The organism is Lyngbya sp. CCY1209 (genome assembly GCF_055795065.1).
In genome coordinates this window covers 1-20,292 of sequence record NZ_JAYFER010000293.1, presented here as the reverse complement: position 1 = coordinate 20,292, position 20,292 = coordinate 1, and the positions used below count along the sequence as shown (strand labels likewise).

At 56.7% G+C, this 20,292-nt stretch carries 20 protein-coding genes; 13 read left to right on the top strand and 7 right to left on the bottom strand.

Features of this window, described 5'->3' with window-relative positions:
* Positions 1–172: 172 nt before the first annotated feature.
* Complete coding sequence (gene groL, locus AC0QHF_RS08620) at positions 173–1,810, bottom strand: chaperonin GroEL (protein ID WP_324703795.1); 1,638 nt, start codon at positions 1,808–1,810, stop codon at positions 173–175.
* Positions 1,811–1,924: 114 nt separating this feature from the next.
* Positions 1,925–2,236, bottom strand: a complete 312-nt coding sequence (gene groES, locus AC0QHF_RS08615; protein WP_324703794.1) for a co-chaperone GroES — start codon at positions 2,234–2,236, stop codon at positions 1,925–1,927.
* Between the two features lie 486 nt (positions 2,237–2,722).
* On the opposite strand from groES, the gene AC0QHF_RS08610 reads away from it, so the two are divergent.
* On the top strand, positions 2,723–3,217 hold the full coding sequence (locus AC0QHF_RS08610) for a (2Fe-2S) ferredoxin domain-containing protein (protein WP_324703793.1): 495 nt from the start codon (positions 2,723–2,725) through the stop codon (positions 3,215–3,217).
* A gap of 239 nt (positions 3,218–3,456) precedes the next feature.
* Positions 3,457–4,110: a response regulator transcription factor gene (locus AC0QHF_RS08605; protein ID WP_324703792.1), complete on the top strand. Its 654-nt coding sequence runs from the start codon at positions 3,457–3,459 to the stop codon at positions 4,108–4,110.
* Positions 4,111–4,188: 78 nt separating this feature from the next.
* Here AC0QHF_RS08605 and AC0QHF_RS08600 read toward each other — a convergent pair whose 3' ends face one another.
* Positions 4,189–4,401, bottom strand: a complete 213-nt coding sequence (locus AC0QHF_RS08600) for a hypothetical protein (protein WP_324703791.1) — start codon at positions 4,399–4,401, stop codon at positions 4,189–4,191.
* A gap of 326 nt (positions 4,402–4,727) precedes the next feature.
* Here AC0QHF_RS08600 and AC0QHF_RS08595 point away from each other — a divergent pair, with 326 nt between their 5' ends.
* From AC0QHF_RS08595 to AC0QHF_RS08585, 3 genes are all read left to right on the top strand, one after another.
* The gene (locus AC0QHF_RS08595) at positions 4,728–5,249 is read left to right on the top strand and encodes a LabA-like NYN domain-containing protein (protein WP_324703790.1); all 522 of its coding nucleotides are present in this window, start codon (positions 4,728–4,730) and stop codon (positions 5,247–5,249) included.
* 128 nt (positions 5,250–5,377) lie between these two features.
* Positions 5,378–6,997 carry a 2-isopropylmalate synthase gene (locus tag AC0QHF_RS08590; RefSeq protein WP_324703789.1) on the top strand — a complete coding sequence of 540 codons (1,620 nt, stop codon included), beginning with the start codon at positions 5,378–5,380 and terminating at the stop codon, positions 6,995–6,997.
* A 381-nt stretch (positions 6,998–7,378) separates the two neighbouring features.
* On the top strand, positions 7,379–7,807 hold the full coding sequence (locus AC0QHF_RS08585) for a hypothetical protein (RefSeq protein ID WP_324703788.1): 429 nt from the start codon (positions 7,379–7,381) through the stop codon (positions 7,805–7,807).
* Between the two features lie 194 nt (positions 7,808–8,001).
* Here AC0QHF_RS08585 and AC0QHF_RS08580 read toward each other — a convergent pair whose 3' ends face one another.
* Together AC0QHF_RS08580 and AC0QHF_RS08575 are read right to left on the bottom strand one after the other, a co-directional pair.
* Positions 8,002–9,027: a glycosyltransferase family 2 protein gene (locus tag AC0QHF_RS08580; RefSeq protein WP_324703787.1), complete on the bottom strand. Its 1,026-nt coding sequence runs from the start codon at positions 9,025–9,027 to the stop codon at positions 8,002–8,004.
* A 197-nt stretch (positions 9,028–9,224) separates the two neighbouring features.
* Complete coding sequence (locus AC0QHF_RS08575) at positions 9,225–11,102, bottom strand: serine/threonine-protein kinase (protein WP_324703786.1); 1,878 nt, start codon at positions 11,100–11,102, stop codon at positions 9,225–9,227.
* 56 nt (positions 11,103–11,158) lie between these two features.
* On the opposite strand from AC0QHF_RS08575, the gene AC0QHF_RS08570 reads away from it, so the two are divergent.
* Positions 11,159–11,320 carry a hypothetical protein gene (locus AC0QHF_RS08570; RefSeq protein ID WP_324703785.1) on the top strand — a complete coding sequence of 54 codons (162 nt, stop codon included), beginning with the start codon at positions 11,159–11,161 and terminating at the stop codon, positions 11,318–11,320.
* Positions 11,321–11,571: 251 nt separating this feature from the next.
* Here AC0QHF_RS08570 and AC0QHF_RS08565 read toward each other — a convergent pair whose 3' ends face one another.
* Positions 11,572–12,030, bottom strand: coding sequence for a GatB/YqeY domain-containing protein (locus tag AC0QHF_RS08565; protein WP_324703784.1), 459 nt, complete (start codon positions 12,028–12,030; stop codon positions 11,572–11,574).
* Between the two features lie 315 nt (positions 12,031–12,345).
* Between AC0QHF_RS08565 and AC0QHF_RS08560 the strand changes: the two genes are divergently transcribed.
* From AC0QHF_RS08560 to AC0QHF_RS08540, 5 genes are all read left to right on the top strand, one after another.
* A complete protein-coding gene (locus AC0QHF_RS08560; protein WP_324703797.1) occupies positions 12,346–13,338 on the top strand; it encodes a ribose-phosphate pyrophosphokinase in 993 nt (330 codons plus the stop codon).
* Between the two features lie 32 nt (positions 13,339–13,370).
* Positions 13,371–13,712, top strand: coding sequence for an alpha/beta hydrolase (locus AC0QHF_RS08555; protein WP_324703783.1), 342 nt, complete (start codon positions 13,371–13,373; stop codon positions 13,710–13,712).
* Positions 13,713–13,730: 18 nt separating this feature from the next.
* Positions 13,731–14,444, top strand: coding sequence for an alpha/beta hydrolase (locus AC0QHF_RS08550; RefSeq protein WP_324703796.1), 714 nt, complete (start codon positions 13,731–13,733; stop codon positions 14,442–14,444).
* A 78-nt stretch (positions 14,445–14,522) separates the two neighbouring features.
* Positions 14,523–16,253, top strand: a complete 1,731-nt coding sequence (bicA, locus tag AC0QHF_RS08545) for a bicarbonate transporter BicA (protein ID WP_324703782.1) — start codon at positions 14,523–14,525, stop codon at positions 16,251–16,253.
* Positions 16,254–16,998: 745 nt separating this feature from the next.
* Complete coding sequence (locus AC0QHF_RS08540) at positions 16,999–18,327, top strand: cation:proton antiporter (RefSeq protein ID WP_473113624.1); 1,329 nt, start codon at positions 16,999–17,001, stop codon at positions 18,325–18,327.
* A 92-nt stretch (positions 18,328–18,419) separates the two neighbouring features.
* On the opposite strand, the gene AC0QHF_RS08535 is transcribed toward AC0QHF_RS08540, so the two are convergent.
* Complete coding sequence (locus AC0QHF_RS08535; protein ID WP_324703780.1) at positions 18,420–18,554, bottom strand: hypothetical protein; 135 nt, start codon at positions 18,552–18,554, stop codon at positions 18,420–18,422.
* Between AC0QHF_RS08535 and AC0QHF_RS08530 the strand changes: the two genes are divergently transcribed.
* Together AC0QHF_RS08530 and AC0QHF_RS08525 are read left to right on the top strand one after the other, a co-directional pair.
* Positions 18,531–19,307, top strand: a complete 777-nt coding sequence (locus tag AC0QHF_RS08530) for a pentapeptide repeat-containing protein (RefSeq protein ID WP_324703779.1) — start codon at positions 18,531–18,533, stop codon at positions 19,305–19,307. The two genes, AC0QHF_RS08535 and AC0QHF_RS08530, sit on opposite strands and share 24 nt — an antisense overlap.
* Before the next feature lie 60 nt (positions 19,308–19,367).
* Positions 19,368–20,171, top strand: coding sequence for an HAD family hydrolase (locus tag AC0QHF_RS08525; RefSeq protein WP_324703778.1), 804 nt, complete (start codon positions 19,368–19,370; stop codon positions 20,169–20,171).
* The last annotated feature ends 121 nt before the right edge of the window (positions 20,172–20,292 follow it).

The following is a 20,292-nucleotide window of genomic DNA, read 5'->3' as shown; positions in this document are numbered from 1 at the left end:
AAACTTCCATGTGTCTTGGCGATTTCTAGCCCCTACACCCTACACCCTACACCCTACACCCGCGCGCAGCGCTATAGCTACAAAAAAACGGACTCCGATTTGAACCGAAGTCCGTCCGTTTGGCGGGTGGGGAGACGATCGCTGCGATCGCCTCCTTTTTGACCCTCAAATCTTAGTAGTCGAAGTCTCCGCCCATTCCGGCGCCGGCGGCGGGCGCATTTTCCTTGGGTTCGGGCTTGTCGGCCACGATGCACTCGGTGGTCAGCACCATGCCGGCGATGGACGCGGCGTTCTGCACGGCGGAACGAGTCACCTTGGCGGGATCGACGATACCCGCGTCGAACAGGTTAACGTATTCGCCGTTGGCGGCGTTGTAGCCGACGTCGAAGGATTTTTCCTTGACGCGCTCGGCGACCACGGCGCCGTTTTCACCGGCGTTTTCAGCGATCCGCTTCAGGGGAGCCAACAGGGCGCGGGCCACGATCATGGCGCCGGTCAGGGCTTCGCCGGAGAGTTGGTTGCTCTTCGCCCACTCTTCCACCTGGGGCGCCAGGTGGGCCAGGGTGGTGCCGCCGCCGGGGACGATGCCTTCTTCGACCGCCGCTTTGGTGGCGTTGATGGCATCTTCGAGGCGCAGCTTGCGATCTTTCATTTCAGTTTCGGTGGCCGCGCCAACTTTGATCACAGCCACACCGCCGGCCAGCTTGGCGAGGCGCTCTTGCAGTTTTTCCTTGTCGTAGGAGGAATCGGTTTCGTCCATCTGACGGCGGATCTGCTCGCAGCGGGCCTTGACGCCGGCTTCGTTGCCTTCGGCGACGATGGTGGTGTTGTCTTTGGTGAGGGTGATGCGGCGGGCTTTACCCAGCATATCGACCTTGGCGCTTTCCAGCTTCAGGCCGGCATCTTCGGTGATCACCTGGCCGCCAGTGAGGACGGCGATATCTTCCAGCATGGCTTTGCGGCGATCGCCGAATCCGGGGGCCTTGACGGCGGCGACGTTCAGAACGCCCCGCAGGCGGTTGACCACCAGGGTCGCCAGGGCTTCTTTCTCGATGTCCTCGGCGATGATCAGCAGGGGACGGCTGGCCCGGGCCACTTGCTCCAGGACGGGAACCAGATCCTGCACCAGGGTGATTTTCTTGTCGGTGATCAGGATGAAGGGTTCGTCGAGGATCGCTTCCATCCGCTCCGTGTCGGTGGCGAAGTAGGGGGAGATGTAGCCCTTGTCGAAGCGCATCCCTTCGGTGATTTCCAGCTCGGTGGTCATGGACTTGCCTTCTTCGAGGGAGATGACGCCCTCTTTGCCCACCTTGTCCATCGCTTCGGCGATCATGCGGCCGACTTCTTCATCGTTGCCTGCGGAGATGGTGCCGACTTGGGCGATCGCTTTGGAGTCTTCGACGGAGCGGGCGTGCTCGGCAATTTTGTCCACCAGGAAGGCGGTGGCTTTGTCGATGCCGCGCTTCAGTTCGATGGGGTTGGCACCGGCAGCGACGTTCCGCAGCCCTTCTTTGACCATCGCGTGGGCGAGGACGGTGGCGGTGGTGGTGCCGTCTCCGGCCGCGTCGTTCGTTTTGGAGGCGGCTTGACGAATCAGCGCGACGCCGGTATTCTCAATGTTATCTTCGAGTTCGATTTCTTTGGCAATGGTGACCCCGTCGTTCACGATCTGGGGCGCACCAAATTTCTTTTCTAGGACGACGTTACGACCTTTGGGGCCGAGAGTGACCGCGACGGACTCGGCCAGGATGTCCATACCCCGTTCCAGGGCGCGACGGGCATTTTCGTTGTAGATAATACGCTTTGCCATAGGTTCCTGTTCGTGTTGCTAGAAGGATACAAAAAGGTTTGAAGTGGGTTTGACGCCCGATGGTGGCGGGCGACGGGAACGGTAGAAATCCGCGATTGGGATTTCTCGGGCCGATTAGTTGACGATCGCGAGGATGTCTTTTTCGGCTAACAAAACGTATTCTTCGCCGCCGAGCTTGATGTCGGTTCCGGCATACTTGGAGTACAGGACTTTGTCGCCGACTTTGACTTCCATTTCGCTGCGGGAGCCGTCGTCGTTGCGGCGTCCCGGGCCGGCGGCGACAATTTCCCCGACTTGGGGCTTTTCTTTGGCGGTGTCGGGGAGTAGAATTCCCCCCGCCGTTTTTTCCTCGGAATCGCTAATTTTGACGAAAACGCGATCGCCGAGGGGCTTCACGGTAGAAACGCTAAGAGAGACAGCGGCCATGCAATTACCTCCGATTGACTAGAGCTCCGTTGAGATTGACCCGCTCCAGACCCGAGAAAACCAGGCAAACCGTCTCAAATCCGCCTGTTGCTTCCCGTTCAGTTGTCCGGATTAGCACTCTCAACTCCTGAGTGCTAATGTACCGAAATCGGCGGCGCGATCGCAACAGGAATCCCTGTACGGGTTCCCGAACCGAATGGGGGGGGAGTCGGGAGTCGGTATTAGGGAGTCGGGAGTCGGGAGCTGGGGCAGGGGGGCAGGGGAGGCAGAGGAGGCAAGTTTATATCAGATCCAGTATTTGCTCCCCAATCATCTGAATATGATTTTCGCTATAAGAAAAGGGAATTGATTCCCAAGCGGTGCAGATGTTCCACCCGTTTCCGCTGCTCCCCCCGCTCCCTGGAGCTTCCTGGAGCTCCCCCCCACCCCCGACCCAAATTCTTCCTATAATGGGTCTTAATTTGTCCGTTTCCGCATTTCTGCGCCATGAGTCAACATCCCGTCCCCGAAGCCGAAACTGAGTCCGCCGTCGCGCCTCCGGCGTCCGAATCCCCGAAATGCCCGCCTCTGGATGCGGCGGTTGAAAGCTTGGGTCTGCGGCAAGTGCAGCGCCACATTTTTCTCTGTTGCGACCAAACCAAGCCCAAGTGCTGTTCCAAAGAAGCCAGCCTCGAAGCCTGGGATTATCTCAAAAATCGGCTCAAAGAACTGAACCTCGACCGGCCCACGGAAGACCGTCCGGGCTGCGTTTTCCGGACGAAAGCCAACTGCCTGCGCGTCTGTTGCGACGGGCCGATTTTGGTGGTGTATCCCGAGGGGGTGTGGTATCGAGCCGCCACACCGGAAGCGATCGAGCGCATCATCCGGGAACACCTGCTCGAATCCCGGATTGTCGAAGAGTACGCATTTTTGACCCACCCTTTGCCCGACCTGGGGCCGACCCCGACGCAGGGCGCCGACGACGGGGGGCGATCGGGTTGAGAGTGGTCTTACGGTTCAATTTTCAGATAATATTGAAGTATTAAACCGTTCAGTATACAAGAATTGATAGTTAAATTGCCTTTGAGTGCGCCACACCGACAGATCGAACCCGAGAGCGTCAGTTGGAACACATCCGAGTTAATTCGGATGTGTCCGTCCGCTCTGTCAATGGAATGGGGTGGCGCGCGAACGCACCCGAAGATTCGTTATGGTCTAGCATCCTCCAACGGAACAGCGCGATGAATGACAGTGACATCACAACCACAGAACAACGGCGGCTCATGCTCGTGGATGACGACCCCAACCTCGTCGTCTTGGTCAGCGATTATCTGGAGTTTCGGGGGTACGAAGTCGTCACCGCCGAGAATGGGAAAAAAGCCCTCGAACTGCTCGAACACGAAATCCCCGACCTGATCATTTGCGACATCATGATGCCGGAAATGGACGGCTACACCCTGGTGAAGCTGATCCGGGAAAATCGGCGTCTGAGCTGGATTCCCGTCCTGTTTCTCTCCGCGAAAGGGCAGAGCCAAGATAAGGTCAAAGGCCTCAATACCGGGGCGGACGTTTACATTGTCAAACCCTTTGAACCGGAAGAACTCATCGCCCAAGTCGAATCCTCCCTCCGGCAGGCAACGCGCCTGATCGGACACCGCAAACCCGCCATCCAAACGACTCAGAAACTGCGAGTCCGGGAGAATGTGGAGCTGACGCCGACGGAGTTGAGGGTAGTGCAGTTGGTGGCTCGGGGGCTCGGCAATCGGGAAATCTCCAAAATGATGAAGGTCAGCCAGCGCACCGTCGAAAGCCACGTCAGCAATATGCTGGGCAAAACCGGCCTCCACAACCGCACCGAACTCGCCCGCTGGGCGCTTGAGAGTCAGGAATTCTAGGGATTTTGATCTCGTCGCGAATCGCCGAGTCCGCCGATCGCACAACGCGGTATACTAGAGGAAACTCATATTGTACTTCTATATTTTAGATTGACAGCGCCAATCATTTGAAGCCAACCTGAGTGCGATCGCATGACGGCGGTGGGCTTTTCCCGCTCCGGGGGACATTCGGAAGCCGTGCCAGATGAAACCCATTATGTTGCTGTTATCCATTTCCTGACCTTCCGGATGGAAGGAGTTTTTGGCGCCTTCGGGGGCGCGGTGGCGCAGCCGAACGGAATGGGGGGTCAATTGTGTCGATTTTCATCCCAGACCATCGGGGCTCGTCGGGCGCGATTGAGCGAAGCTCACCGGCGCCGATTGGCGGCAGCGCACCCATCGCGGGTTGGAGAACGGGGATGCCCGGTGAGATTTTTCCCTCGAACACGGCGATTTGTTGTCAAAGTTTCTACCTTCCGCATTCAGGAGGCCGAAACTCCGGTGTTCGTTTCACGGCGGACTGCGATCGAAATCCCAACTGTGGGGGGAGGTCAAGTTAAAATTTTGTAAGAATCCAGATGCTAAGATAAAATATATAGATTAAATTCATTTCTACAAATATTAGGTCTTTAGTTTGTATGCCTAACATCAAAAACCGTCTATCTATTTTTGTAGACGGTAACAATATGTTCTACGCCCAACAAAAAAACGGCTGGTTTTTCGATCCCAGAAGGGTTTTGAGCTATTTCAAGAACGAACAATCCGACATCATTTTGATCAACGCTTTCTGGTACACCGGACTCAAAGACCCCCAAGACCAGCGGGGATTTCGGGACGCGCTGATCAGTCTGGGGTACACGGTCCGCACCAAAATTTTAAAAGAATACTACGACGACAGCTCCGGCCGCTATTCTCAAAAGGCCAATTTGGACATCGAAATTGTCGTCGATATGTTCAACACCGTCGATCAGTACGATCGCGTCGTCCTGTTCAGCGGGGACGGGGATTTCGAGCGGGCGATCGAACTGCTGCGCTCCAAGAACACCCATATCACCGTCGTGTCCACCGAAGGCATGATCGCCCGGGAACTTCGCAACGCCACCGATCGCTATATCGACTTAAACGACATCCGAGAGCACATCGAAAAAATCGACTATTGACTGAAGAAAACCGCAGATCGAGACGGGGAGAAGTACAATCGGAGAACGGCACTCAAAACGTCCCCGCGCCGGCGCTCGATCCCCGGATTTGAGTCCCGAAGTCGTCTACATACTGGAGGGTTTACACCATGACAATTCAACCCAACCCCGACCGGATCATCATCTTCGACACCACCCTGCGGGATGGCGAACAATGTCCGGGAGCCACCCTGAACGTCGATGAAAAACTCGTCATCGCCCGCCAACTGGCGCGTCTGGGAGTCGATGTCATCGAGGCCGGATTCGCGATCGCCAGCAGCGGCGACTTTGAGGCGGTCCACCGCATCGCCCAAACCGTCGGTACCGAAGATGGACCCACCATTTGCAGCCTCGCCCGGGCCGTGAAGGCGGACATCGAAGCGGCCGCGAACGCCCTGAAACCGGCCGTCCGCAAGCGCATTCATACTTTTATTGCGACTTCCGATATTCATCTCCAGTACAAGCTGAAAAAGACCCGCCCGGAAGTCCTGGACATCACGAGCGAAATGGTCGCCCACGCCAAATCCTTCGTGGACGACGTGGAATTTTCCCCCGAGGACGCCGCCCGGTCCGACCCCGAATTTCTCTACGAAGTCCTGGAACGGGCGATCGCGGCTGGGGCCACCACCGTCAACATCCCCGACACCGTGGGCTACACCACCCCCAGCGAATTCGGGGCCCTGATCCGGGGCATCAAAGAAAACGTCCCCAACATCGACCAAGCCATCATCTCCGTCCACGGCCACAACGACCTGGGCCTAGCCGTCGCCAACTTCCTGGAAGCGGTCAAAAATGGGGCGCGGCAGCTCGAATGTACGATCAACGGCATCGGCGAACGGGCCGGAAATGCGGCTTTGGAGGAACTGGTCATGGCCCTCCACGTCCGGCGGCAGTTCTACAACCCCTTCTTCGGGCGTCCGGCTGAGTCGGAGGAACCCCTGACCCGGATCAACACCCGCGAAATTTACAAAACCTCCCGCCTGGTGTCCAACCTGACCGGGATGCTGGTGCAGCCGAACAAGGCGATCGTCGGGGCCAACGCCTTCGCCCACGAGTCCGGCATCCACCAGGACGGGATTCTCAAGAACAAGCTGACCTACGAGATCATGGACGCCCAGTCCATCGGCCTGAACGACAACCAGCTCGTCCTGGGCAAACATTCGGGCCGCCACGCCTTCCAAAATCGCCTCCTGGAGTTGGGCTTCGATCTGTCCGAGGACGACATTAATAAAGCTTTTGTCCGGTTCAAGGATGTGGCAGATAAAAAGAAAGAAGTCACCAACTGGGACATCGAGGCGATCGTCAACGACGAAATTCAGCAGACCCCCGAACTGTTCCGGGTGGAGTTGGTGCAGGTGTCGTGCGGCAACAACGCCCGCCCCACGGCGACCGTGACCCTGAGAACGCCCCAGGGCGAGGAGTTAACGGATGCAGCCACGGGAACCGGCCCGGTGGATGCGGTGTACAAGGCGATCAATCGGGTGGTGAACGTCCCCAATGAGTTGATCGAGTTTTCCGTACAATCGGTGACGGCGGGGATCGACGCGATCGGGGAGGTGACGATCCGGCTGCGGCACGAGGGGCGGGTGTTTTCCGGCCACTCGGCCAACACGGATATTATCGTGGCGTCCGCCCAGGCCTACATCAACGCCCTCAACCGCCTCTACGCTGCTTTAGAACCAGAGCGGGAAAAAGCCGCGATCGCCGACCGCCAACCCGTGACCACCTAAGCTGAACGGCACTTCCGGTCATCTATCCTGGGGGGGGTTCGGGACGAGTTCCCGCACCCCTTCGATCGGGTGGGAATAGGGAATGGGGAATAGGGAATGGGGGAGAAATTTTGGACGATTTCCCATTCCCAAATTCTGATCTCATTGAGAAACTGAATTTAATAATTGTTTTCTTATATTGTTTATTATCTTTTTAGAATTCCGGAGATCGGGTGCGATCGCCCGGAATTCGGCAATATATTCTACGGGAAGATTAACGGCACAGGCCCGAAACCATCGGTTTTGCGGCGGTTTTTCAACGTTCTCGGATGTCATTACCGGGGTGCTGTTGCGAACCTTGCACTCTGTAAATAAATGTTAAAGTAGATCGAAACGCACAAATTGAAAGCCGATATCAAAAAATTCGATATGTTGTCCCAACCCATATTCGACGATCGCTCCCTAAGCGAATCCTTTTACAAAGCGCTGCTCGAACGATTTTACGACTCCCTGCACCAGTCCACCCAGAGCCTGTTGGGCGAATGCAGCTTCGGGATGGCGCCGAGTCCGACGGGCGTCAAAACCTTTTTTATCGTCGCCCCCACCGTCCTCGCCGGGGAACAGTTGATCGGCATTATCGATACCATCCGCGACCGGGTGGCCGCCCTGATGGGGGGTGTGGGACAGGTCGCCATCTGCATCAACCCCCCGAAGGACGTGGCACAGACATCGCCGACTCCGGGCGAATGCGATCGCAGCTCCGACGGCCATCCCGAGTACATGATGTGCAAAATCTTCCCCATCTCCCGGGAAGAATCAACTTCAGATTGAGGAAGAATAGAGCAGCGAGCGATCGTGTGTTGAGAGTTGGGTGGGGAGGACAAACCTTGAAACCCCCGATGATTGGTGATTTCAATTCCCTACATCCCACGCCCGAACACCCCGCACCTGGCGCGCCGCGCCATAAGAGATGGGATAGAAAACCGGGAGTCAGTTGAACCCGAGGTCATGGGTCCTGATTCGCACTACTTGAGTGTGCTCTCCTTGGATTCGATTAACTCCCGCACCCGATAAATCGGCCGATCTTGGGATTCGTGGTAGGTCCGCATCAACAACTCAGCCAGTAGCCCGAAGCAGAACAGTTGAATTCCCGTCAACGTGAGCAATACAGCCAAAATCAATAGGGGTCGATCGCCGATACTTTGCCCCAACACCAGGCGAATAAAACTCAGGTAGCTTCCCGCCCCGATACCCACCATGAGTAACAGAACACCCAACAGGCCAAAAACGTGCATCGGTCGGGTCAGGAATGTTTTAATAAAGGCGATCGTCAATAAATCCATCAATACCCGGAAAGTGCGACCCAGGCCATACTTGCTGCGACCGTAGCGACGAGGGTGGTGGCGGACGGGCAATTCAGTGACTCGCGCCCCTTCGATGAAAGCCAGAACGGGGAGAAATCGGTGCAATTCCCCGTAAAGTTTCATGTCGGCCACCACTTCCGCCCGGTAGGCTTTCAGGGAACAGCCGTAGTCGTGCAGGCGGACTCCGGTGATTTTGCCGATCAGCCAGTTAGCCACTTTGGAGGGGAGGAGTCGCGTCAAGAAGTCGTCCTGGCGATTTTGGCGCCAACCGCTGACGACATCGTAACCCTTGGAGAGTTCGTCGAGTAGGTGGGGGATATCGAGGGGATCGTTTTGGAGATCTCCATCCAAGGTGACAATCACTCGGCCCCGGGCTTGCTTGAACCCGGCGGCCATTGCCGGGGTCTGGCCGTAGTTGCGACGCAGAACCACGACTCGCAGGTTGGGATGAGCCAAAATTTGTTGTCTGAGTACCTCTGTAGACCCGTCGCAGGAGCCGTCATCCACGCAAATCAGTTCGTAGTCGATTTCGAGTTGACTCAAACTGGTGTGAATGGAATTAATTAATGTCGGCAGACTCTCCAATTCGTTGTAGATCGGTACGATGACGGAGATTTCGGGACTCTCGGATGGTCCGGAAGTCTCGCGATCGCCCCCTCCGGCCGATTGAATTGGCAAAACATCCATGTGCTGTATTAACGGGTGTAGGAATTCTTTGCGATCGTACACCATCCCGACGGTTTTGGCAGGCTCGGCGGGGCGTCAAGACCCTCGCTCCCCGGAAATTTCTGACGCTGATTCCTCTGACGAATCCATTTGATAGCCGGCGTCATCGCTGTGATGCCGGGCTTCTCAATCGGGAATCGGGAATTTTGACTTTGAATTCAAGAATCCTCCGGTTGTTTGTCCGCCTCCTCGGTGTCATCCTCTTGAACCACACTCGTCTCGGGTTCCGATTCGGGGAAGAACGTGGGGGTTTTGGGGGACTCTTTCGGATCGGCATTCGCTTCGGGAGTCTCGGGTTCGGGCGCGGGTTCCGGTTCCGGTTCCGGTATGGGTTCCGGTTCCGGTATGGGTTCCGGTATGGGTGAGGGAAGGGGTTCCGGTGTGGGTTCCGGTTCCGGTGCGGGTTCCGGTTCTGGTGCGGGTGAGGGAATGGGTTCCGGTGAGGGTTCGAGAAGGGGCGGCAGGGAATCGATCAATTCCATTTCCAGGGTGTAGTTCGTCCCCGGGAGTCCCGCCAGAGGTTCCAACACGATCGCGTAGTCTCCGTCCGCCCGCAAAGTCCCTTGCCAGACGGAAACCGCTTCAGCGCGGGGATCGACGGGTTTTTGATTAGGTCCGAGGAGGGTCAAGAGCAGGCCGTCGCCGCTGACGGCCAGATACAGTTGCTGTCCGGCCCGGGCGGAAATGAAATACTGGGTGGTCTGGCCGGCTTTCAAATCCCCTTCGATGACGGCGGGTTCCCCGACGGCGACATCCAACCGACGGCTGGACACTTCCGGCGCGGGGGTGGGGGTGGGAGTCAGAGTCGGTTCGGGGGCGGGTCTGGGACTGCGCCGCGATCGCGGTGTCGGCGTCGGTGTCGGCGTCGTCCTCACCTCCGGCGCGGGGGTTGGGGCGGGGGAGGGTTCAGCGGTGAGGGTCGGGGGGGGATCGGGTTCTCCGACGGTGGAGTTGAGGAGCTGGCTCACCAGGGTCCAAGATCCCAAGCCGGCGAGGAGGGCGACCGCAATACCGGCGGCCGCGACGGCGGCGGGATTGTCCCAAAACGACCCGTTGCCGGGGGCGGGGATGGCGGGATTCGTCCGCTGGTGGGAACCGACTCGAACGGCGACGGGAGATCCCACGGCCAGGGTTTTGAGTTCGGACAGGTCGGTGGCGGGAGTCGGCGGGGTGGGGGGGGTTGTCGGGGGGGGGTGGAGGGCGTTTTGGACGTCGGAGGCGGATTGGTAGCGATCGCCGGGATGGCGACTCAGCATCCGGTTCAAGACAACCGCCAGTTCGGGGGAGACGACGGCCCAGGGTTGCCACATCCAGGTCAAGGTCTGCTGGTCCATCAACTCTTGAGGTTCGAGTCCCGTCAGCAGCACGATCGCGGTGACGGCGAGGGCGTAGAGGTCGCTGCTGGGGGAGACGTGCCCGGTTTGCATCTGTTCGGCGGGGGCGTAGCCGAGTTTCCCCACCCGCGTCGCCGCCGGGTCAGTCTGGCCGGGGGATTGGATGTGGGTGGCCTGTTCGAGGACGACGCCGAAATCGATCAGGACGGGGAGGCGATCGCGGTTCCGCAAAATGATATTGTCGGGGGAAATATCCCGGTGAATGATGCCCAGGCGGTGCAGGTGGTCTAAGACGGGCAACATCTGCCCGAGAAAGGTCCGCACCTCCGCTTCCGAAAAGGTGCGGGGTCCACCGGGAGGGGCGTTTTTTCGCTCTTTGAGGAGATGGTGATAAGTCTGCCCTTCCACGTAATCCTGAACCAAAAATAGCCGCTGATTTTCCTCGAAAACGGCTCCGAATTGCGGGATTTGCGGGTGTTTGATTTGGTAGAGGACCTGGGCTTCCCGCCGAAACAGTTCCTTCGACTTTTCCCGGGCGTAGGTTTGGGTGCCGGTGGGAATGAATTCCTTGAGGGCGCAACGTTCGTCAAACCGGCCCAAATCTTCGGCCAGGTAGGTGAGGCCGAAACCGCCCCGACCCAGAATGCCGATCAAGCGGTAGCGATTTTGCAAGACAGTTCCCAGTGCAATGGCGGGTTGCATAAATTGATGATTCGGTGAGAGTGAATGGAAAGGAGATGGACGGGAAACGGTCGAAAATGACGGCTTTCCCCGGATTGACTACAGGTGATTGCACCCAAAAAACTGAAATTGCCCGAAATGTTTGGCTTCGAGTGATCGAACCGATGGCTTCGGCTTTCCCGACAGACCTGGGACGGCGGCACTTCTCCGGGCGATCGCGGGGGTTTCCGACAGAATGAGCTGATATCATAGGCATAAAAAACGATTTTTGTCAACCCACATCTGGGTGAAAATAGGAGAAGAAGTCAGGGTTCCAGACCGGTAAAAATCCCGCCTTTTTCTCCCCTTTCACCCGCCGCCGACGCCACGACTTTCGAGCCGCGAGGCGATCAATTCGGTCGAAAAGATCGCGCCCGACTCGACCCCCGTCCCGGGCATTTGCGCCCCCAGTTTCCCATCCCGAACGGGGCGCGTGCCCCCGAGGCGATCGCTACCCGTTCAACTGTTCTTTGACGAGCTTCTGGACGAGCTTCCCGTCGGCCTGCCCTTTGAGTTGTTGCATCGCCGGCCCCATGACCTTGCCCATATCCTTGGGGGAACTCGCCCCCACCCGGCCGATGATGTCGTCCACCACCGCGGCGATCTCCGCCTCCGAAAGCTGGCGGGGGAGGTATTCTTCGATAATTTCCAGTTCGGCGGTTTCCTGGGCGGCGAGATCCTCCCGACCCGCCTGGCGGTAGGCGGCGATCGCGTCCCGCCGCTGCTTGGCTTGCTGCATCAAAACCTCGAGTTCCTGGGACTCCGACAGGGTGCCGTCCGCCCCCACCTCGCCACTGGTCTTCTTTTCGAGCAACACCTTCTTGATGCCGCGGACGGTTTCCAGGCGAACCTTGTCCTTGGATTTCATTGCCGCCTTGATATCTTCGCCGATGCGATCCATTAAACTCATAGTTGATCTCCTAATCTACAAACTTGCGCCAACGCAACTTAAGCAATGTTGAGAGATCGGGGGGATTTCCTCGTATCTCATTGCTTGATGACTGTAATTGCTTTGAGATCAAAACCAGTCTTTCTATGATTTTAGGTTCCTTTGGGATCTCAAACGATATACAGTCTGTTTGCCGCCGGGATTCTCAGGAATCCCGGTCGGGAGGGGGGGCGATCGGAGACGACGGCCAAACCCGATTTTCGTCGCCCGTCTTCTCTCCAATTCTCACCCATCTGAAATGATAAAATTGCCATGAATGAACTGCGAGGGAATACCGTGATCCGTTCTGCTACTTTACCCCTACCCAACTCCGAGCCATTGATGGCCGATCACAGCCGATTGCGATTGTTTTCAGGGTCCGCCAACGTCGCTCTGGCTACGGAAGTGAGCCGCTATCTTGGCATCGACCTGGGGCCGATGGTTCGCAAGCAGTTTGCGGATGGAGAACTTTACATTCAAATTCAGGAATCGATTCGGGGCTGCGACGTCTACTTGATCCAACCCTGTTGCCATCCGGTCAACGACAACCTGATGGAACTCCTGATCATGATCGACGCCTGCCGTCGGGCCTCGGCCCGACAAATTACGGCCGTGATTCCTTATTATGGCTACGCCCGGGCCGATCGCAAAACCGCTGGCCGGGAATCCATCACGGCTAAATTGACCGCCAACCTGATTACGGAGGCGGGAGCGAGCCGAATTCTGGCGATGGACCTGCATTCGGCTCAAATTCAAGGCTATTTCGACATTCCCTTCGACCACGTTTATGGCTCCCCGGTCATTTTGGACTACCTCGCCAGCAAACAACTTTCGGATCTCGTGGTGGTTTCTCCGGACGTGGGCGGTGTAGCCCGGGCCCGGGCGTTCGCGAAAAAACTCGACGACGCCCCCCTCGCAATTATTGACAAACGCCGCCAGGCCCACAACGTGGCGGAGGTGCTCAACGTGATCGGCGATGTCAAGGGCAAGACGGCGGTGCTGGTGGACGACATGATTGACACGGCCGGGACGATCACCGAGGGGGCGCGGCTCCTGCGAGAAGTCGGAGCCCGACAGGTTTACGCCTGCGCCACCCACGCGGTTTGCTCCGGTCCGGCTATCGACCGCCTGTCCGCCGGGGTGTTTGAAGAGGTGATCGTCACCAATACCATTCCGACGGTGCCGGAGAAGCAATTCGACCAACTCACGGTGCTTTCGGTCGCGAATTTGCTGGGGGAAACTATCTGGCGAATTCACGAAGATAGTTCGGTCAGTAGTATGTTCCGGTAATTGGGATGCGGGGAAGAATTGATAATTGATCATTGATAATTGACAATTATCAATTCATTTCCCTGCCCCCCATGCCACTCAACCCGGAAGCCCGAGCTTACCTCGATCGCGTCGCCGCCTTAAATTTGCCGACTTTGCCGGAATTGGGTGCGGTTCGGGCTCGGAAATTTCTCCCCCAGGCCGAGGATCTGTGCGCCGATCCCCCCGCCCTCGCCCGGGTCGAAAATCGCAGCATTCCCGGGACGGGGGGTGCAATTGAGCTCCGCATCTACACCCCCCCCGGCGATCGCCCCCATCCGATATTGGTCTACTTCCACGGCGGGGGGTGGGTTTTGGGGGATCTCGATCGCGTCGATCGCCTCTGCCACACCTGATCGACCCAGGCTGTATCGATCGTCGTATCTGTCGATTACCGACTCGCCCCCGAACATCCCTTTCCCGCCGCCGTCGAAGATGCCGACGAGGCCACCCGCTGGGTCGCGGAAAACGCCACTTATATATGTGGCGACCCGCAACGCATCCGTGTCGGGGGGGACAGCGCCGGGGGGAACTTGGCGGCGGCGGTGGCGCTGATAGCCCGCGATCGCGGTTTTCCGACGCTGACGGCTCAACTGCTGTTCTACCCCGTCACCCGATACGGATTTGAAACCGAGTCCTACCGCCAAAATGCCGGGGGCTATGGCTTGACCCGGGAGGAAATGATCTGGTTTTGGCGGCAATATCTGAAAACCCCCGAAGACGGAGAAAATCCCCGCGCTTCTCCTCTATTGGCGCGATCGCATGAGAATTTACCCCCCGCCCTGATTGTAACGGCCGAATACGACCCCCTCCGAGACGAGGGCGAAGCCTACGGGGAATCCCTGCGCCGATCAGGTGTCCCCGCCGCCGTCGTCCGCTACCCGGGCACTATCCACGGCTTCGTGACGATGGCTAAGATTTTGCCCGAGGGACGGGATGCGATCGCGCGGGCCGTGGATTTTCTCAAATCGGAGGTACGGCTCTCGCCCCCGACCCGCAGAGCATCCGGACTTTACATAAGCAAAACTGGGGAGTATCATCAGGAAAGCTTAAGAAAGTATTTAGACAAAATGTGGATTTGCCTGTAGAATTGACGCAAGTCAATGGCAAAAAACATATCTATAGACTTAGAGCGATAAAACAACCGGGTTGTCAACCGTCACCTGATGCAAATCACCAACTACATTCACTTTAGAAATCTCAAAGGAGATATATTCGGCGGCATGACCGCCGCGATCATTGCCCTGCCCATGGCTCTAGCCTTCGGTGTGGCTTCCGGTGCAGGCCCCGCCGCGGGTCTGTACGGAGCCGTCCTCGTCGGTTTCTTCGCCGCCTTGTTCGGGGGAACTCCCACCCTGATTTCCGAGCCGACCGGTCCGATGACCGTCGTCATGACCGCCATCATCGCGAATCTCACCGCCGCCAACCCCGAGAACGGGATGGCGATGGCTTTCACGGTGGTGATGATGGCGGGCGTCTTCCAAATTATCTTTGGGAGCCTGCGCCTGGGCAAATACGTCACCCAGATGCCCTACACCGTGATCTCCGGCTTCATGTCCGGGATCGGGATCATCCTCGTCATCCTGCAAATCGGGCCGTTCCTGGGGCAAGCCAGCCCCAAAGGTGGCGTGATCGGGACGCTGACGAGCATCCCCGAGCTGATCGTGAACATCAATCCCGCCGAAACGGCTCTCGGCCTGATCACCATCGCAATCCTGGTGTTGATGCCCGGAAAGCTCAAGCGCCTGCTCCCCCCCCAACTGGTCGCTTTGGTCGGCGTCACGATTCTCTCGCTGGTTCTGTTCCCCGGCGTCGATATCCGCCGCATCGGTGAAATTCCCACCGGACTTCCCTCCATTCAAGTTCCCACCTTCAGCGCCGGCCAGATTCAGACCATGGTCATCGATGCCCTGGTGCTGGCGATGCTCGGATGTATCGACGCGCTGCTGACCTCGGTTATTTCCGACAGTTTGACCCGTTACCAACACGACTCCGACAAAGAGTTGATCGGTCAGGGACTCGGAAACCTGGCCTCCGGTCTGTTCGGCGGTATCGCCGGTGCCGGCGCGACGATGGGGACCGTCGTCAACATCCAAACCGGCGGCCGCACGGCCCTCTCCGGCCTCACCCGCGCCTTGATCCTTTTGGTGGTCGTCCTTTGGGCCGCCCCCCTCACCGAAAGCATCCCGATGGCGGTTCTGGCTGGTATCGCCCTGAAAGTGGGTATTGATATTATCGACTGGGGATTCTTGAAGCGGGCCCACAAGGTGTCCGTTAAAGGCGCCCTGATCATGTACGGCGTGATCGCCCTGACCGTTTTCGTTGACCTGATTGCGGCGGTCGGACTCGGGGTCTTCGTCGCCAACATCCTCACCATCCAACGTTTGAGCGACCTGCGGTCTAAAGATGTCCGGGCGATTACGGATGCGGATGATGCGATCGTCCTCAACCCGGAAGAGAAAGAACTCCTCAAGCAAGCCAACAGCCGCGTTCTCCTGTTCCACCTCAGCGGCCCGATGATTTTCGGGGTCTCGAAAGCCATCTCTCGCGAACACGCGGTCATCGACAGCTACGATGTCCTGATTCTGGACTTGAGCGATGTACCCCTGTTGGGCGTGACTTCCTCCCTGGCTTTGGAAAATGCCATCAAGGAAGCGGTGGACCTCGGACGTCAGGTGTTCATCGTCGGCGCCTCCGGACAGTGCAAGGAACGCCTGCAGAAGTTGGGAGTGTTCCAAATTCTGCCCCCCCACCACCTGATGATGGACCGGACTCAAGCCCTGCAAGTGGCGGTGTCTCTGGTCAATCCCTCCACGATGGGCGTGCAGCACGATGATCCCCAACTTGGCTCCGATCGCTACTCGACCCGCCCCGACGATGCCAGCCTGCCCCAATAATCATGAGTTGAATTAACTCGGGATTCTCAGTCAGAAGCGGACAGCTACCAGTTGTTCGCTTTTTGGCGTTTTATAGATGGATTGCCCGCTCAAATATAGCGCTGCTAGAGGGGGTGTAGGGTGTAGGGTGTAGGGTGTAGGGAGGGGAAATTCCCTCGACATCAAGGTTTAAAGGTTTGTCCCTCTGAGGAAACTGTAAACAGACGAGCGCGCACTGCTATACCCTCCAATACGGCGGCACCAAACACGTCAAAAAAATGCGATTATTTTTCCGGTAATATGACGAAAAAAATTTGATGATTTTAGAATAATCTGAAATGTTGTATGTGATAAATTATCCTGATTTAAATTGATCAATAAAACCTGAATTTTTTGTGTAAAATTAAAGCAGACCAGGTGCCCCTTAGGAATCGCTCAACTCTCTCGAATTGGGGTGGCTCCTCCCCGATCGATGAGGCTTGGGGGCAAATGAGTTAGGTGATTGACATCCCTCAAGGGTGATTTTCACCCTTTTCCTAATTGACGGAACGGCGGGGATAAAGCGGAAAACGAAATAGCCATTTTGCTTTATCCCCTTTACCTTTTAGGGTGTCTGCCTATCCATTCCCCATGACGACGATTTCGCACCGAACGGGTCATCTGAATTCAATGTGAATGAAGCTAGGTTCAATTAATGTTGTCAATCATCCCAAGTCATTTTTTTGAAATTCACCCCCAAATATTTCTCGACTTTTCGCTCCCCAACGTGCTGGCAACCGCTACGGAAGCCGACCAGGGTCCCATCGTTTTGGCCGGAGTTTTGCTGACCTTGATCGTGATTTATCTCGCCAGCAAATTGGGGGGAGAATTATCGAAGGCCGTAGACTTACCGCCAGTTTTGGGCGAGCTGGTTGGTGGTGTTGTCGTCGGAGCGTCTGCACTGCATTTGATCGTATTTCCCGAAGGGGGGGCACAAGCGGCGGATTCTCTGCTCATGACGGTTCTACAGGCGATCGCGGGTCTCGATCCTCGGGCTGCAGCCTCCGTGTTTGAAAGCCAGAGCGAGGTGATTTCGGTCCTGGCGGAACTCGGGGTTATTGTTTTGCTGTTTGAAATTGGTTTGGAGTCGGACTTGCGAGAGTTGCAAAAAGTCGGCTACCAGGCTGCGGTCGTCGCCGTGGTGGGTGTTGTGGCGCCCTTCGCTGCCGGAACGGTGGGGCTGATGTTCTTCTTCAAGGTCTCCGCCATCCCCGCAATTTTTGCCGGCGCGGCGCTGACGGCGACCAGCATCGGCATCACGTCGAAAGTCCTCTCGGAATTGGGACATTTGAAGTCTAAAGAAGGTCAAATTATCGTCGGGGCGGCGGTTATTGATGACGTCCTCGGCATCATCGTGTTGGCGGTGGTGGCGAGTTTGGCGAAAACTGGGGAAGTGAATATTCTCAACGTCATTTATTTGATGATCGGGGCTAGTGCGTTTCTGCTGGGTTCGATTTTCCTCGGTAAATTCTTCAACAAGAGTTTTGTCGCGATCGCCGACCGTTTGCAAACCCGGGGAAAACTGGTGATTCCCGCTTTTACCTTTGCCTTTTTCATGGCATTTTTGGCGAACGTCATCCAACTCGAAGCGATTTTGGGAGCCTTCGCGGCCGGGTTGGTTCTTGATGAAACGGACAAGCGCAAAGAACTCGATCGCGAGGTTGTGCCCATCGCCGATATCCTGGTCCCCATCTTTTTTGTCACCGTCGGAGCGCGGGTAGATTTGAGCGTCCTCAACCCCGTTGTACCGGAAAATCAGCAGGGTTTAATCATCGCTGCATTTTTGATTGTGGTGGCGATTTTGGGCAAGTTGGTGACGGGTTGGACGGTGTTCGGCCAGGCTTCTATCAACCGGTTTGCGATCGGGGTGGGCATGATTCCCCGGGGCGAAGTTGGCTTGGTATTTGCCGGTATTGGTGCGGCCAGCGGGGCGTTGGACAAGCCCTTGCAGGCGGCGATCATTGTGATGGTGATTCTGACCACTTTCTTGGCGCCGCCTTTCCTGCGGTTGGCGTTTAAAGAGTCGGCGGACAAACAGCCGGATTTGATCGGTTAGAGATTGATTTCAAGATAACAAATTTTGGGGTGGATCTGAGGATCTGCCCTTTTTTTGGTTTCCCTTGGTATCCAACAGATAGCGATTACCACTCATCTCGCCATCTCCTCCCGGGGGAGGCGATCGCATGGGTTAAAATAATTCAAGCTGACGATCGCCCATTCCCCGACACCCCAGCCAACTTTTAGCGGACAAACCTTGATATGACGCCAAGTGAGTTGAACCACTGCTACAGGGTACTCGAACTGCAACCCGGTGCTTCCCTGGAGGTTGTAGATCGAGCCTACAAGGATTTGGCTTTTATCTGGCATCCCGATCGCATTCCCGAAGATAACCAGCGGTTGCGACAGTTGGCGGAAGAAAAGCTCAAGGAAATTAACCAAGCCAGAGATCAGCTGCGATCGCTGTTGCGAAAAAATCAATCCAAGCCAAAAACCGCCCAAACCCCTTCCAAACCGAAACCTCAGCCCCAGTACGCCACCGCCCAACGTCGGCAGACGGCGGGGGCGGGTGCATCTTATCATTATCGCCAAAAACCGCCCCACCGCCCGCCGCGACAGGAGTATCAACCGCCGCCGAAGCCGCCCTATCAACCCTATCAGCGTCCGTCTTATTCGGATTTGAGCAATGCCGACTTTCGGGGGGCGAATTTCAAGGAGCGGGACCTGTCGGGGCGGAATCTGAGCGGGGCGGATCTGAGTTACGCGGACCTGACGGACAGTTTCCTCCACGGCGTCAATTTGAGCGGCGCCTGTCTGTACCGGGCGAACCTGTTTCGGGCTAATTTTTTGCGGGCAGATCTCAGCTATGCGAACCTCCAGGAAGCCAATCTGATTGGGGCGGATTTGAGCGGGGCGGACCTGCGGGGGGCGAATCTGACGGGGGCGAAAGTCGGAACGGGCGATCGCATCATGGTGAAGTTGACGGGGGCGAATTTGGCGGGGGCGATCTTGCCGGACGGTTCGATCCATCCCAATTGATAGGAGGGTAAAAAGTCAGGAAAATTATCAATTATCAATTGTCAATTATCCATTAACAAAATGTCCCTCGATTTGATTTTTGATCCGGAATTTGTGCCCGTTTGGAAAGCCGTCCGTTTGGTGGCGACGGATGTGGATGGGACTCTCACCCGCGACGGGAAGTTTACCCCCGATTTGCTGGCGGCGTTCGGAAGGTTGGCGGATGCGGGGGTGCGGGTGGTTTTGATTACGGGGCGATCGGCGGGTTGGGTGCAGGGGTTGCACCACTATTTCCCGGTGGCGGGGGCGATCGCCGAAAATGGCGGGATATTTTATTCTGGAAAACAGGACGATCCGGAGTTATTAACAATAGTAGATAATCTCGCCGAACACCGGCGAAAACTGTCCGGACAGTTTGAACTCCTCAAAGCTGAGTTTCCCGATTTGCAAGAGTCCACGGACAACCGCTTCCGGATCACGGACTGGACGTTTGATGTGGCGGGGTTGGGGCGATCGCAGTTGGAAATGTTGGCGAATTTGTGCGATCGCGGCGGCTGGGGATTCACTTACAGTACCGTTCAATGTCACATTAAACCGCCGTTTCAGGATAAGGCGACGGGGTTGCGACGGGTGCTTTCTCGCTATTTTTCGGACTTGGAAATTGGACAGGTTGTCACCGTCGGCGACTCCCCCAACGACGAGTCTTTATTTGATGGGAATCAGTTTCCTCATTCGGTGGGAGTGGCTAATATTTTGGATTATTGCGATCGCCTACAATATCAACCGGCTTATGTGACATCCAAGGCGGAAGTTGAGGGGTTTTGTGAGTTGGCGGAATTGTTGGGGAATTTTTACCACAGAGGCACAGAGGACACGGAGGATTGATCCTGCCCTTTACCAAGGGGAAGTTAGAGGGGGTTTTGAGCAACAATTGGGCTCGAAAAAAATTTTGCCGAAGGGTTGACAGGGTGGCGCCAATTCCGATAAGATATTGACATTATCCTCC